This window comes from Dietzia sp. NPDC055340 (genome assembly GCF_053645335.1).
This window is the reverse complement of the sequence record NZ_JBSHML010000032.1, coordinates 1-13,434: the sequence shown is the minus strand read 5'-3', so window position 1 is coordinate 13,434 and position 13,434 is coordinate 1. Positions and strand designations below refer to the sequence as shown.

14 protein-coding genes are annotated in these 13,434 nt (G+C 68.8%); 11 read left to right on the top strand and 3 right to left on the bottom strand.

What is annotated here, in order from left to right:
• Positions 1-61 precede the first annotated feature (61 nt).
• Positions 62-1,306 (bottom strand): cytochrome P450, encoded by a 1,245-nt coding sequence (locus tag ACWIFB_RS17065; RefSeq protein WP_452099571.1) that lies wholly within the window; start codon positions 1,304-1,306, stop codon positions 62-64.
• A gap of 166 nt (positions 1,307-1,472) precedes the next feature.
• On the opposite strand from ACWIFB_RS17065, the gene ACWIFB_RS17060 reads away from it, so the two are divergent.
• From ACWIFB_RS17060 to ACWIFB_RS17045, 4 genes are all read left to right on the top strand, one after another.
• Positions 1,473-2,639, top strand: coding sequence for a steroid 3-ketoacyl-CoA thiolase (locus ACWIFB_RS17060; protein ID WP_454058870.1), 1,167 nt, complete (start codon positions 1,473-1,475; stop codon positions 2,637-2,639).
• A gap of 1 nt (position 2,640) precedes the next feature.
• Entirely contained in the window at positions 2,641-3,228 is a 588-nt protein-coding gene (locus tag ACWIFB_RS17055; RefSeq protein ID WP_452099573.1) for a GNAT family N-acetyltransferase, read from the top strand.
• Positions 3,225-3,722 (top strand): nitroreductase family deazaflavin-dependent oxidoreductase, encoded by a 498-nt coding sequence (locus ACWIFB_RS17050; protein WP_452099574.1) that lies wholly within the window; start codon positions 3,225-3,227, stop codon positions 3,720-3,722. The genes ACWIFB_RS17055 and ACWIFB_RS17050 overlap by 4 nt, the downstream gene beginning before the upstream one ends.
• Positions 3,723-3,899: 177 nt before the next feature.
• A complete protein-coding gene (locus ACWIFB_RS17045; protein ID WP_454058869.1) occupies positions 3,900-5,108 on the top strand; it encodes a hypothetical protein in 1,209 nt (402 codons plus the stop codon).
• A gap of 347 nt (positions 5,109-5,455) precedes the next feature.
• On the opposite strand, the gene ACWIFB_RS17040 is transcribed toward ACWIFB_RS17045, so the two are convergent.
• A complete protein-coding gene (locus ACWIFB_RS17040; protein ID WP_452099576.1) occupies positions 5,456-6,373 on the bottom strand; it encodes an SDR family oxidoreductase in 918 nt (305 codons plus the stop codon).
• 42 nt (positions 6,374-6,415) lie between these two features.
• Positions 6,416-7,207, bottom strand: coding sequence for an SDR family oxidoreductase (locus ACWIFB_RS17035; RefSeq protein ID WP_454058868.1), 792 nt, complete (start codon positions 7,205-7,207; stop codon positions 6,416-6,418).
• A 78-nt stretch (positions 7,208-7,285) separates the two neighbouring features.
• Here ACWIFB_RS17035 and ACWIFB_RS17030 point away from each other — a divergent pair, with 78 nt between their 5' ends.
• The 7 genes from ACWIFB_RS17030 to ACWIFB_RS17000 all read left to right on the top strand — a co-directional run bounded on the left by ACWIFB_RS17030 (position 7,286) and on the right by ACWIFB_RS17000 (position 13,314).
• Positions 7,286-8,080, top strand: a complete 795-nt coding sequence (locus ACWIFB_RS17030) for an enoyl-CoA hydratase family protein (RefSeq protein ID WP_454058867.1) — start codon at positions 7,286-7,288, stop codon at positions 8,078-8,080.
• A 68-nt stretch (positions 8,081-8,148) separates the two neighbouring features.
• Positions 8,149-8,991, top strand: a complete 843-nt coding sequence (locus ACWIFB_RS17025; protein ID WP_380059568.1) for a CoA transferase subunit A — start codon at positions 8,149-8,151, stop codon at positions 8,989-8,991.
• Between the two features lie 3 nt (positions 8,992-8,994).
• Positions 8,995-9,762 (top strand): CoA-transferase, encoded by a 768-nt coding sequence (locus ACWIFB_RS17020; RefSeq protein WP_452099580.1) that lies wholly within the window; start codon positions 8,995-8,997, stop codon positions 9,760-9,762.
• Positions 9,759-10,880: an NAD(P)H-dependent flavin oxidoreductase gene (locus ACWIFB_RS17015; RefSeq protein ID WP_454058866.1), complete on the top strand. Its 1,122-nt coding sequence runs from the start codon at positions 9,759-9,761 to the stop codon at positions 10,878-10,880. Before ACWIFB_RS17020 ends, ACWIFB_RS17015 begins: the two co-directional genes overlap by 4 nt.
• A 244-nt stretch (positions 10,881-11,124) precedes the next feature.
• Positions 11,125-11,775 (top strand): hypothetical protein, encoded by a 651-nt coding sequence (locus ACWIFB_RS17010; protein ID WP_454058865.1) that lies wholly within the window; start codon positions 11,125-11,127, stop codon positions 11,773-11,775.
• A gap of 224 nt (positions 11,776-11,999) precedes the next feature.
• Entirely contained in the window at positions 12,000-12,560 is a 561-nt protein-coding gene (locus ACWIFB_RS17005; RefSeq protein WP_344991531.1) for a hypothetical protein, read from the top strand.
• A 196-nt stretch (positions 12,561-12,756) separates the two neighbouring features.
• A complete protein-coding gene (locus tag ACWIFB_RS17000; protein ID WP_230931020.1) occupies positions 12,757-13,314 on the top strand; it encodes a hypothetical protein in 558 nt (185 codons plus the stop codon).
• The last annotated feature ends 120 nt before the right edge of the window (positions 13,315-13,434 follow it).

Sequence of the window (13,434 nt, the reverse complement as noted above, 5' to 3'; positions counted from 1 at the left end):
GCGCTCCGCCCCGGTGGGCGGTGCGCCGGGGCCGTCACCGTGCGTGCTGTGGGTCAGTCGATCAGGCCCGGACCGGGCACTTGAAGTCGACCTTCCAGTCCTGGATGGCGTTGAGCCAGCCCGAACGCAGGCGGGTCGCGTCACCCATCGAGGTGATGTCGGGCATGTGGTCCGCGATCGCGTTGAAGATCAACTCGATCTGCAACTTCGCCAGGTTGGCGCCGATGCAGTAATGCGGGCCGTTCCCGCCGAACGTCAGGTGCGGGTTCGGGTCGCGCAGGATGTTGAAGCTGAACGGGTCCTCGAAGACGTCCTCGTCGAAGTTCGCCGAGCCGTACATGATCGCGGCACGGTCGCCCTTCTTCATGGTCACGCCGCCGATCTCGACATCCTCGGTGGCGGTGCGCTGGAACGAGGAGATCGGCGAGGCCCAGCGGAGGATCTCGTCGTAGGTGGTCTCCGGGCGTTCGGCCTTGAACAGCTCCCACTGGTCCGGGTTCTCCAGGAACGCGATCATGCCGTGGGTCGTCGCGTTACGGGTGGTCTCGTTGCCGGCCACCGCGAGCAGCACCACGAACCAGCCGAACTCGTCCGCGGTGAGCTGCTCGCCGTCGACGTCGGCCTGGACCAGCTTGGTCACCAGGTCGTCCCGCGGGTCGACCTCGCGCTTGGCGGCCAACTCCATGGCGTAGCCGAGGATCTCGGCGTTGGCGGCGTTGGACTCGTCCGCCAGCTCCGGGATGTCGTAGCTGGTCATCTTGTTGGACCACTCGAAGATCTGGTGGCGGTCCTCCTGCGGGATACCGATGAGCTCGGCGATGGCCTGCAGCGGGAGCTCGGAGGCCACCTCGGTGATGAAGTCTCCCCCGCCCTTGGCGGCTGCGGTCTCCACGATGCTCCGCGCCTTCTCGGCGAGGTTCTCACGCATCTTCTCGATGTTCCGCGGGGTGAACCCCTTCGAGATGATGCGGCGGTACTTCTTGTGCTCGTCGCCGTCCTGGTTGATGAACAGGAAGCGCGTCATCTCGACGATCTCGCGCTCCGTCCCGGGCGCGAAGCGCGGGATAGCGGTGTTCTCCCAGGTGGAGAAGACCTCATTGGTGCGCCGGGAGATCTCCTTGACGTCTGCGTGCTTGGTGACGACCCAGTAGCCGTCGTCGTCGTATCCGTCCGCACCCGGCTCGTTGGCGCACCACCAGATCGGCTCGGTCTGCCGCAGGTGCATCCACTCCGGATGCGGAAGGCGCTTCTGGTAGAGCTCCGGGTCGGTGAAGTCGAACCCCTCGGGAATGGTGACTGGCTGCACTGGCACTCCTTGGCCGCGTCGGTTTGCGTCAGGTGTTCATTCCCACAACCCGGATACTGCGAACCCCTCGCCCGGGCTGTAATCTAGAACACGTTCCACGCACCATACTAGAACACGTTCAGTTCCGGCCAGGTCTACCTCCGGCCGGATTCCCGGAAGGAAAACCATGGGAAATCCCGTCATCGTCGAGGCCGTACGTACCCCGATCGGCAAGGCACGCGGCGCGCTGTCGGGCCTCCACCCCGCGCACCTGCTGGGCGCCTCCCAGAAGGAGGTCATCCGCCGGGCAGGCATCGACGCCGCCCTGGTCGAGCAGGTCGTCGGCGGCTGCGTGACCCAGGCTGGCGCACAGGGCAACAACGTGACCCGCGGCGCCTGGCTCGCCTCCGGCCTGCCCTGGCAGACCGCGTGCACGACCATCGACTGCCAGTGCTCGTCCGCGCAGCAGGCCAACCACTTCATCGCAAACCTCATCCACGCGGGCGCCATGGACGTCGGCATCGCCTGCGGCGTCGAGTCGATGAGCTGGATCGCGCTCCGTGCGGCTGTCGGCAACGGCGAGAACGGCATGCCCCGCCCCGACGACTGGACGGTGGATCTGCCCGACCAGTTCACGGCTGCCGACCGGATCGCCAAGCGTCGCGGACTGAGCCGCGCCGACCTCGAGGAGCTGGGCGTCCGGTCGCAGGCCAATGCGAAGCGCGCGTGGGACGAAGGCCGGTTCGATCGCGAGACCTTCGCCGTCGACGCCCCCGAGCGCCTCAAGGACGGCACCTACACCGGCGAGACGGTGACCGTCACCCGCGATCAGGGCCTGCGGGAGACCACCGCCGAGGCGCTCGCCGGCCTCAAGCCGGTCCTCGAGGGCGGCCTGCACACCGCCGGCACCTCGAGCCAGATGTCCGACGGCTCGGCCGCGGTCCTGCTCATGGACGAGGACGTCGCCAAGGCGCACGGCCTCAAGCCCCGCGCGCGCATCGTCCACCAGGCGCTGGTGGGTGGCGAGCCCGAGTACCACCTCGACGGCCCGGTCCAGGCCACTCAGCGCGTCCTCGACCGCTCGGGCATGTCGATCTCCGACTTCGATCTCTTCGAATGCAACGAGGCGTTCGCCTCCGTGCTCCTAAGCTGGGCGCAGGTGCACGGGCCCGACATGGACAAGGTCAACGTCAACGGGGGTGCCATCGCGATCGGCCACCCCGTCGGCAGCACCGGGTCGCGGCTCATCACCACCGCCCTGCACGAGCTCGAGCGCACGGACGGCGAGCGCGCGCTCATCACGATGTGCGCGGGAGGCGCCCAGGCCTCGGCCAGCATCATCGAGAGGATCTGACATGAGCAGCAACGTCATTGAGGCGGCCGCGGGACGTCGGCAGGAGATCTTTGCCGCCATCTCGTCCGCCACCGGCACGGACGACGCGGTCAAGGCCGTGTCCCACCTCCTGGCGGTTTCGGCGGACGAGGCGCGCGAGGTCCTGCGCGCCCCGCTCGAGTCGTTCGTCGGCGCCACCACCGAGCAGCCGGACGCCTCGAGTCCGTCGAGCTTCGCCCTGCACCCGTTCCGCGACTCGGACGAGCACAATGCGCTGTACAAGGCGCGCTCGACCGATGCCTCGTCCGCGACGGGCGGCACGTGGGACGAGAGCCGCACGGAGCAGGAGCGTCGCGAGGGCCTGAAGCGGATCGACTCGGAGTCGGCGATGTGGTTCGTCGCTGTCGACGGCGCGCGGGGCACCCAGGTGGGACTCGTGTTCGGCGAGCAGGTCAACGACGGCGACGTTGACGTTGCGATCTGGATCCACCCTGAGGAGCGGAAGAAGGGTTACGGCCTGATGGCGCTCAAGGAGAGCCGCCGTGAGCTCGCGGCGTTCTTCCCCGGCAAGCACGTGATCGTCCGTGCGCCGATGGCCGGCGGCAAGTGACGGATCAGCAGCCCGAGACCGGCACCGACGACCCGCGGCGTGGCGCGCCGTGGGTCGTCGGCGTGATCAAGGTGATGTCGCGGGCCAACACGTGGCTGTACCAGCGCACGGGCGGTCGGATCGGCGGGACCTGGCGGGTGGGGTCGGCGCTGCGGGCGCCGGTTCCGGTGTGTTTGGTGACGACGACGGGCCGTAAATCCGGCGAACCACGCACGGTCCCGTTGCTGCACCTCCCGGACGGCGACCGCGTCCTGTTGGTCGCGTCGCAAGGCGGGCTGCCCTCTCATCCGCAGTGGTACCGCAACGTCTTGGCGGACCCGGCCGTCACCGTTCAGGTGGGTCGCCGGGTCAGGTCGATGACGGCGAGGGAGGCGTCTCCGGCCGAGCGGGCGGAGTTGTGGCCTCGGCTCGTCGAGCGTTACGCGGATTTCGCTGAGTATCAGGCAAACACCAGCCGCGTCATACCCGTGGTGATCTGCGAACCCGTGCGTTAGCCGAACGCTCGCCGAATGGCTGGCCTGTCATATTGCGCACGTCAACAGCAATGTACGGCGTGAACACTGCGTGATCTGACCTGCTCGCGTGGCGGCATTGACAAAAGTTCATATTCAGGGGATTCTCATGTGTCAAAGGGCACATTGGTGCCGTGATTCGCCGAGAGGATCCACTTTATGAAGAAGATGACCAGGGCCGCCGCGGCCGCCGCCACGGCGGCCCTCGCGATGTCCGGTGCCGCCGGTGTCGCCAATGCCCAGTCTGGAGATTTCCAGATCCCCATTCTGGACGGCCTGCAGTCCTCGGACGTGACGATTCCCGGCTCGACCGATCTGTTCCCGAGCTCGGCAGGCTTGATCCCCGGCTCGGCCAACGTCATCCCAGAAGGCTCCACCACCGGTATCGGCACAGGCTCCACTGAGCTTGGCGGCTCCGCGAACATCAGCGGCTCTGCGGGCACGATCGCGAACGGCATCGCGGGATCCGTCGAGGGCGGCTCCCTCACTCCCGTCATCGGCAATGTCGCCGGATCAGTTAGCACCATCACCGGCTCGGTCGACAATGCCGGCGGGTCGACCGGCGCCTTCACCGATGCCCTCACCGGCTCCATCGACAACACCGGTTCCGCCACCGCGATCACCGGGGCCATCGCGGATGCCATCGGCACCGGCGGCTCTCTCGCCGGTGTGCTGGCGGGCATCGAGGGCTCCATCGGAAACGGCGGCTCGGCCGGAGACATCACCAGCAACCTCGGTGGATCGCTCGACAACATTGGTCTCGGTATCACCGAGTCGCTCGGAGACGGCGGCTCGGCTGGCGACATCACCCAGGCGATCGGTGGCTCCATCGACGATGGCGGCTCGGTCGAGGGCATCAACGGTGCCATCGCCGGCTCGATCGGCAACACCTCCGGATCGCTGTCCGACCCGGCCACTGGCCTGCTCGGCTCGGTCACCGGCAATGGCGGTTCGACAGGTGCGAGCTCCGATGCGATCAGAAACGTCACCAGCGACAGCGCTTACGTCGTTGTCGGCTCCGCCCAGGAGCTTGTGACCGTAAACGGTTCGCTCACGGCGCTCACCGGCTCGATCGAGAACGCCTTTGACATGAGCACGGCCTCGACCAATCTCGGCTCGACGGTCGGTGCGATGTCCTCCCTCGAGACCGTCAATAGTGTCGAGACGAGCGTCGGCGGCGGCCTGCTGCCGATCCTGTCGCTGGGCGGCGCTGCTGCCCTCGGCGGCGCGGCTGTCGGTGCCGTCGCCGGCGCCAACGTTCAGCTTCCGCCGCTGCCGGGCTTCCCGCTGTGCGACCTGCCGCAGGCGCAGATCGACCAGCTCGCCGGCCTCGGCTCGGTCGACGCCCAGAACTGCCCGCGCCCCTGACCTGATCCGGTCGGCCGGTAACTGACGGAGCCCCGCACCTCGAAAGGTGCGGGGCTCCGTCTTGTTCGCTCATGGTGTGCTGTCATGACCTCCGCACGCCGCGCGCACCAGCAACAGGTAGGCGCCGGCGCAGCCCCTGGGCCCCAACCAGCTCCTCGCCGCTCGTCCGACGCCGCCCGAACCCCGGTTGCAAGACAGCGCTCACGACCTGCACGACATCAGATGCGTTTCCAGACCGGATTCTCGACCAATCTGCCTTGCAAGTGGACGGCGGTGTCTTGCAACCGCGCGGGGCGGCACGGGGGGCCGGGCGAGTGGCCGAGCCGGAAGCGGGACCCGGCGTCAGCTCAGCGGGCGCCGTAGACCGGAACCGGGGTCGGCGACTCGGACAGCAGGCGCGGGACCACGGAGCCGAGCTCGGCCGGATCCCACTTGGCGCCCTTGTCCTCGGAGGCGGCGCGCTGCCAGCCGTCGCACACGGTGACCTTGCCGCCCTCGACCTCGAAAACGCGGCCGGAGACGTCGCCGGACTCCTCGGAGCCCAGCCACACGACCAGCGGGGAGACGTTGGCCGGGTCCATCACGTCGAACGAGCCGTCCTCGGGGGCGGCCATCTGCGCGGCCATGGCCTCACCGGCGGAGGTGGTCATTCGGGTACGGGCGGACGGGGCGATCGCGTTGGCGGTGACGCCGTAGCCCTTCATCTCGGCCGCGGTCTGGATGGTCAGCAGCGCAATGCCGGCCTTGGCTGTGGCGTAGTTGCCCTGGCCGACCGAACCGAACAGCCCGGCGCCCGAGGAGGTGTTGATGACGCGCGCGGCCCGCGGGCGCCCGGCCTTGGACTCGGCGCGCCAGTACTCTGCGGCGTGACGCAGCGGCGCGTAGTGGCCCTTGAGGTGCACGGTGGTGACCTTGTCCCACTCCTCCTCGGTCATGCCGACGAGCATCTTGTCGCGCAGGAAGCCGGCGTTGTTGACCAGCACGTCGAGCCCGCCGAAGGTGTCGATGGCCTGCTGGACGAGCTCGCGCGCGCCCTCCCACGAGGAGATGTCGTTACCGTTGATCACGGCCTCACCGCCGGCGGCCTTGATCTCGGCGACGACCTGCTCGGCGGGGTGCTCCCCCACGTCGGTGCCGTCGATGCCGGCGCCGAGGTCGTTCACGACGACCTTCGCCCCCTCGGCGGCGAAGGCCAGCGCGTGCTCACGGCCGATTCCGCGGCCGGCGCCGGTGACGATGACGACGCGTCCGTCGCAGATTCCCATTGATGTCTCCTTGGTTGAAATGGTCGGTGCGGGTGTTCTCGGTCAGAGCTTGTTCTCGGCGGTGGAGGCCGAGAGGAACGCGGGCTTCTCGCCGCCGCCGTGGACCAGCAGCTCGGCGCCGGTGATGTAGGCGGCCAGTGGCGAGGCGAGGAACGCGGCGGCCCGGCCGACGTCGGCGGGCTCGGCCATGCGCCCCATGGGGATGGTGGCGTCGACGGCGGCCACGCCCTCGGCGTCGCCGTAGTGCATTTCGGCGAGCTCGGTCTTCACGGGGCCGACGACGACGGAGTTCACACGCACCGCCGGGGCCCATTCGACGGCCAGTGACTGGGTGAGCGAGTCGATGCCGGCCTTCGCGGCGCCGTAGGAGGCGGTGCCGGGCGAGGGGCGGTGGCCGGAGACGGACGAGATGTTGACGATCACGCCGCCGATCTGGCCGTCGGGCCCGTCGGCGGTCATCGCCCGGTGTGCTTCCTGCGCGACGGTCAGCGCGGACAGCAGGTTGAGCGCGACGATCTTGGCGTGGAAGTTGGCGCTGGCGTCGGCGGCCAGCGCGAACGGGGCGCCGCCGGCGTTGTTGACCACCACGTCGAGGCGGCCGTGCTTGGCGACGATCGCGTCGATCATCTCGCGGACCGCGTCGGGGTCGCGGAGGTCGGCCGGGTGGAACTCGAGGTCCGCGACATCGGAGCCCTCGTCGGCGGGTCGCCGGGCGCAGGTGACGACGACGGCGCCGGCATCTCTGAATACTCGACTGATGCCGGCGCCGACGCCTCGGACGCCTCCGGTGACGAGGACTACCTTCCCCGCCAGACCAAGATCGATGTTCGTCATGCGTGCTAGCCTACCAAGCAAGCGTTTGGTTAGTCACCGGACCGTCTCAGGCGGCGGTGGCGTGCGAAGGGAGCACCAATGGGCATCAGCGTCGACAAGGGCACAGACGGTATCGCGACCGTCACCGTCGACTATCCCCCCGTCAACGCCATCCCGTCCGCGGGCTGGTTCGAACTCGGCGAGCAGATCCTGGCCGCCGGCCGGGACCCCGAGGTCCACGTCGTGATCCTGCGCGCCGAGGGCCGCGGGTTCAACGCCGGCGTCGACATCAAGGAGATGCAGGACTTCGAGGGCTTCGACCACCTGCTGGCCGCCAACCGCGGCTGCTACGTGGCCTTCAACGCCGTCTACGAATGCGCGGTCCCCGTGATCGCCGTCGTGAACGGCTTCTGCGTGGGCGGCGGCATCGGGCTGGTCGGCAATGCCGACTGCATCATCGCCTCCGATGACGCGGTCTTCGGACTTCCCGAGGTGGACCGGGGCGCGCTCGGCGCGGCCACCCACCTCGCGCGCATGGTGCCGCCGCACATGATGCGCACGCTGTACTTCACCTCCCGCAACGTCACCGCGCAGCAGCTGCACAACTGGGGAACGGTGTACGAGGTGGTCCCTCGCGACCAGCTCGACGCCGCGGCCCGCGAGCTGGCGGAGGCGATCGCCGCCAAGGACACCCGCGTGATCCGGGCGGCCAAGGAGGCCATCAACCACATCGACCCGGTCGACGTGAAGTCCTCGTACCGCATGGAGCAGGGCTTCACCTTCGAACTCAACCTCGCCGGCGTGGCCGATGAGCACCGGGACGAGTTCGTCAAGAGCGGTACGAACCTGGATAAACGAGTCAAGCAATCCGAGAGGACGGGCGAGAACAAGTGACGACGACCCCCACCCCGCGCGACAAGCGCACGAGCCTCGACGAGGCCGTCGCACGCCTCGAGAGCGGTATGACCATCGGTATCGGCGGCTGGGGCTCGCGGCGCAAGCCGATGGCCCTGGTCCGGGCGATCCTCCGCCGCGAGGATCTCACCGACCTGACCGTCATCACCTACGGTGGCCCGGACCTCGGCCTGCTCTGCTCGGCGGGCAAGGTCTCGAAGGCGTACTACGGCTTCGTGACCCTGGACTCGGCACCGTTCTACGACCCGTGGTTCGCCAAGCGCCGCACCGAGGGTTCGATCATCTCCCGCGAGATGGACGAGGGCATGGTCCGCGCCGGCCTCACCGCCGCCGCGCAGCGCCTGCCGTTCCTGCCCACGCGCGCCGGCCTGGGCTCGGACGTCTTCCGGTTCTGGGGCGACGAGCTCAAGACCGTCGACTCCCCGTACGACTTCGAGGGCAAGACCGAGACCCTGGTCGCGATGCCCGCGCTGCGCATGGACGCCGCGCTCATCCACCTGGACAAGGCCGACAAGCACGGCAACGCCGCGTTCACCGGCGCCGACGGCTACTTCGACGACCTGTACGCCATGGCCGCCGACACGGTCCTGCTCGAGACCGACGAGATCGTCGACTCGGCGGATGCGCTGATGAACGAGGTCGGCCCGCAGCGCATGCTGATCAGCCGCATGTTCGTCGACACCGTCTCCGAGGCCCCGAACGGCGCGCACTTCACGTTCGCCGGCGGCTACGGCCGCGACGAGGCGTTCCAGAAGCACTACGCGGCCGCCGCCAAGGACGAGCAGTCCTGGGCCGCGTTCACCGAAGAGTTCCTGTCCGGCGACGAGGCCGCGTACCAGGAGGCCGTAACCAAGTTCGCCGCCAAGATCGCGGCCGAGAAGGAGGGCTGACACGTGAGCGAGAACATCACGCGCGCCGAGTACTGCGCGATCGCCTGCGCCGAGATCTTCGCCGGTGCCGGGGAGATCTTCGCCTCCCCCATGACCCCGATGGCCACCCTGGGCGCCCGCCTCGCGCGGATGACCACCGAGCCGGACCTGCTCATCACCGATGGCGAGTACCGCTTCCTCGGCCAGACCCCGCCGCTGGGCAAGCTCATCGACTTCGAGGGCTACATCCCGTTCCCGCGCGTCTTCGACGTGCTGCAGGCCGGCACCCGCCACGTGGTGATGGGCGCCAACCAGATCGACAAGTACGGCAACCAGAACCTGTCGGCGTTCGGCGACGACGTCCAGAAGCCGACGCGCCAGATGTTCGGCCTCCGCGGTGCGCCGGGCAACACGATCGCACACGCCACCAGCTACTGGGTGGGCAAGCACAGCACCCGCGTCTTCGCCGAGAAGGTCGACATCGTGTGCGGCATCGGCTACGACCGCTACACCGAGGGCGACCCGGCCTTCCGCTTTCACCACATCCCGAAGGTCGTCACCAACCTCGGTGTGTTTGACTTCGGCGGCCCCGGCCGCACGATGCGCGCCGTCACCCTGCACCCGGGTGTCACGGCCGAGGAGGTCGCGCAGAACACGGGCTTCGAGGTTGCCGGTCTGGCTGAGGCGGGCGTCACGCGCGACCCGTCCACGGAGGAGCTGCGCCTGATCCGCGAGGTGATCGACCCGCGCGGCTTCCGCAATCGTGAGGTCCCCGCGGAGGAGAAGAAGTGAGCGACGACGACGCCGCCACCGGCACCTCCGCCACCGCTCGCGCGGCCACACTGGCGACGGACTTCACCCGTCTCGTCGGCGTGGAGTACCCGATCGTCCAGACGGGCATGGGCTGGGTCTCCGGTCCCGAGCTGACGGCCGCCACCGCCAACGCCGGCGGCCTGGGCATCATCGCGTCCGCGACCATGACGTACTCGGAGCTCGAGGCCGCCATCATCCGGACCAAGGAACTCACCTCGAAGCCCTTCGGTGTCAACCTCCGGGCCGATGCCGAGGACGCCGCCGAGCGGTGCGAGCTGATGATCCGCCACGGGGTGAAGGTCGCGTCGTTCGCGCTCGCACCGAAGCCCGAGTTGATCGCCCGTTTGAAGGAGAACGGCCTCGTCGTCGTCCCCTCGATCGGTGCCGCGAAGCACGCCGTCAAGGTCGCGTCCTGGGGCGCGGACGCGGTGATCGTGCAGGGCGGTGAGGGCGGTGGTCACACCGGTCAGGTCGCCACCACGCTGCTCCTCCCCAGCGTCATCGACGCCCTGGGCGGGGCCGGCAACACGTCGATCCCCGTGGTCGCGGGCGGCGGCTTCTTCGACGGCCGCGGCCTGGTCGCGGCGCTGTCCTACGGCGCCGCGGGCGTCGCGATGGGCACGCGCTTCCTGCTCACCAGCGACTCGCAGGTGCCGGACGCGGTCAAGCAGCAGTACCTCGAGCGGGGCCTGCAGGACACGGTCGTCTCGACCCGCGTCGACGGCATGCCGCACCGCGTGCTGCGCACCGGGCTGGTCAACGCACTCGAGTCCGGCAGCCCCGTCAAGGGCATGGTCGCGGCCGTGCAGAACGCCAACAAGTTCAAGGCCATGACCGGCATGAAGTGGCAGCAGCTGGCCAAGGACGGCCTCAACATGAAGAAGTCGTCCGAGCGCACGTGGCAGCAGATCGTCATGGCCGCCAACACGCCGATGCTGCTCAAGGCCGGGCTGGTCGAGGGCAACACCGAGGCCGGCGTGCTGGCCTCCGGGCAGGTGGTCGGCATGATCGAGGACCTGCCCAGCTGTGACGAGCTCATCCAGCGCATCATGACGCAGGCGCACGGTCGCCTGGGTGCGCTGCGCGACCTGGGCTGAGCCAGCCCGGCGCACCGCTGCGCGCTGGGGACCTACGCGCCCGGATCGCGCGCTAACGACGAGGGTGCGCGCCCAGAATGAACCATTTTGGGCGCGCACCCTTTTGTCTTGCCACCGTCCTCCCGGGCCGGCGCACGGAGATGAAGCGCATCGGGAGTCATTCATTGAAACCTCAGGTAGCGTGAGCATCGCCTTATCGTCAGCGGCGGGGACCCTCTCGCCTGCCACCTCCCGGAGGACCCCCTTGCCTGTCACCCGTACCTTCGCCCGTTCGGCTGCCGTGCTCGGCGCCGCCACCGCCCTCACCGTCGCCGGAGCAGGCGCCGCGATGGCCACGACCTCCGAGAACACAGTCGACGGCAATGACGTCAGCGTGACGTTCGAGCTCGATGGCGGATTGCTCGACGGGGACGCCTGCGGTGCCGCTCTCGTTCCGCCCACCGCGATCGCCGGGCTGGCCGGGACTATCGGCGAGATCGCCAACGGCAATCCCGCGACCGCGATCCCTGCGATCTTCTCGGCCCTCGACGCCACGGACGGGGTCATCGCGCTGAAGGACGGGATTTCTCCCGTGGTCGCGCTGGCTCCAGTCTTGAACCCGTCGGGCACCGTCTCCGCCGAGGACGTTCCCTCCAACCTGTACATGCTCATCACCATCTGCGGGTCCGACCTTCTCGACGAGGATTTCGCACCCAACATCGAGCCCATGCTCGTGGGCAACCCCGTCGACGCGCTCAACACGATGAGCTCAGACGGCATCCTCGAGACCGGTTCGGCCCTCCTCCAGGGCGACGACGATAGCGGCCTGGGCGGCATCCTGTCGTCTGCCATCGGCGGCGGCGAGGGGGGCGACCTCCTCGGAACCCTGTCGTCCGCTACGGGCGACGCCGAGTAACTCTTCCTTGCACGTCGATCACGCCCAGCCGGTCGGACCGGCTGGGCGTCGTCGTATCCACAGGTATTTGGCGCGCCGCCGACCACCCCCCGTCGAGCCTTCTTGGCCGCGAACCCTTTTCAGAGTGCTGAGAGTCCGGTTAAGATTGATTAGCGAAAGAGCGCCGGCCAGATCTGGCCTCCATTCGCGCATCCCCTCCCCCTCATCTCCGATCGGAGCCCTTCATGTCGAAGTCCCGTACCGCCCTTCGTAGCCTCGGCGTCCTCGCCGCCGCGTCCGGACTCGCCCTCGCCGGCGCCGGCGTCGCCTCGGCAACGACCTTCGACCACGATGTCGACGGCAACACCGTCTCCGTCGAGTTCACGCTCGAGACGACCGACACCACCGACACCTGCGGTGCTGCCCTCATCCCGCCGAACGCATTGGCCGAGATTCTCTCCAAGCTCGGGGGCGGCGACCTCGGGAACGCGTTCGAGACGATCGACGCGATCCAGGGCGTGACCGTATTGAAGAACGGCAACGCGGCCGCGGTCCGCCTCGGCGAGGACGCCACGACCCGCACCGTGACGGCGACAGACGTACCCAGCGGTGCGTACATGCTGGTCTCTGTCTGCCTGTCCGACCTGTCCGAGCCGGGCACCGACCTCGTCACGGTTGGCAACCCGCTCGACATCATCAGCGGGCTGAGCTCGGACGGCCTGCTCGACACCGCGTCCTCGCTCCTGCAGGGCGGCGACGAGAGCGGCCTCGGCGCCATCCTGTCCTCCGCAGTCGGCGGCGAGTGACGGCCAGACCCACTGCTCTCTAACTGAGACTGAGACGCCCGGTCCGCTTCTGCGGGCCGGGCGTTGTCGTGTGGGTCGAGAAGGGCGATCGGTCAATCTGCCGATACGGAGCCTCCGCTGATGTAACACTTACAGTCCGCTGAGCGACTCAGTGAGGGAGACCACTGTTTTCAAGGCACCCTTTAAGGAGCTTCCCATGACCAACCTGAAGAAGGCAGCCGCGGGCTTCGCTGTCGCCGCCACCGCCGCCGCAGGCATTTCGGTCGCCGGCGCCGGCGCCGCCAACGCCGCGACGCCGTTCGTCCACATCGCGGGCAACACGGTGAACGTGCACGTCACCGCCCCGCTGCCCAACCAGACCTGCATGGGCATGCTCGTCCCGCCGTACGCCGCGGCCGATATCGCCGGCGCCGCCGTCGCCGGTGGCGGCAACCTCATGCCCATCATCGCGGCACTCGGCAACAACCCGGACGTCATTGCTCTCAACGGCCCCGGGATCCCCGGGATCTTCCAGCTCCCGATGACGATTCCCGGCCAGGACGGCTGGCTGTCCGCCCAGAACGTGCCGTCGAACATCTACGCACTCGCCGTGATCTGCATGGGCCATGCCGGCCCGATGGAGCCCCACCTGTTCCCGGCCGTGGTCGGCAACCCGATGGAGGCCTTCGCCGGCAGCGCCTCCGGCAGCACCGGCATCGGCGGCCCCGCCGCGCCCACCGACAACGGCACCGGATCGAGCAGCTCCGGCTCCTGATCGATTCTCTCGTCAGCTCGCTGACGCGCTGAGCCCCGCGAGCCCCGCACCCAGCCGAGGTGGGGGGCGCGCGGCGTAGGGCGCGCCCCCCCTCCGGGCACGCGCACCGTGGTCCCCCCC

What these genes read in the sequence shown, in the direction of transcription:
- ACWIFB_RS17060 (WP_454058870.1), top strand. Translation starts at nt 1,473, where the DNA reads ATGGGAAATCCCGTCATCGTCGAGGCCGTACGTACCCCGATCGGCAAG.
- ACWIFB_RS17055 (WP_452099573.1), top strand. Translation starts at nt 2,641, where the DNA reads ATGAGCAGCAACGTCATTGAGGCGGCCGCGGGACGTCGGCAGGAGATC.
- ACWIFB_RS17045 (WP_454058869.1), top strand. Translation starts at nt 3,900, where the DNA reads ATGAAGAAGATGACCAGGGCCGCCGCGGCCGCCGCCACGGCGGCCCTC.
- ACWIFB_RS17040 (WP_452099576.1), bottom strand. Translation starts at nt 6,373, where the DNA reads ATGGGAATCTGCGACGGACGCGTCGTCATCGTCACCGGCGCCGGCCGC.
- ACWIFB_RS17035 (WP_454058868.1), bottom strand. Translation starts at nt 7,207, where the DNA reads ATGACGAACATCGATCTTGGTCTGGCGGGGAAGGTAGTCCTCGTCACC.
- ACWIFB_RS17030 (WP_454058867.1), top strand. Translation starts at nt 7,286, where the DNA reads ATGGGCATCAGCGTCGACAAGGGCACAGACGGTATCGCGACCGTCACC.
- ACWIFB_RS17025 (WP_380059568.1), top strand. Translation starts at nt 8,149, where the DNA reads ATGACCATCGGTATCGGCGGCTGGGGCTCGCGGCGCAAGCCGATGGCC.
- ACWIFB_RS17005 (WP_344991531.1), top strand. Translation starts at nt 12,000, where the DNA reads ATGTCGAAGTCCCGTACCGCCCTTCGTAGCCTCGGCGTCCTCGCCGCC.
- ACWIFB_RS17000 (WP_230931020.1), top strand. Translation starts at nt 12,757, where the DNA reads ATGACCAACCTGAAGAAGGCAGCCGCGGGCTTCGCTGTCGCCGCCACC.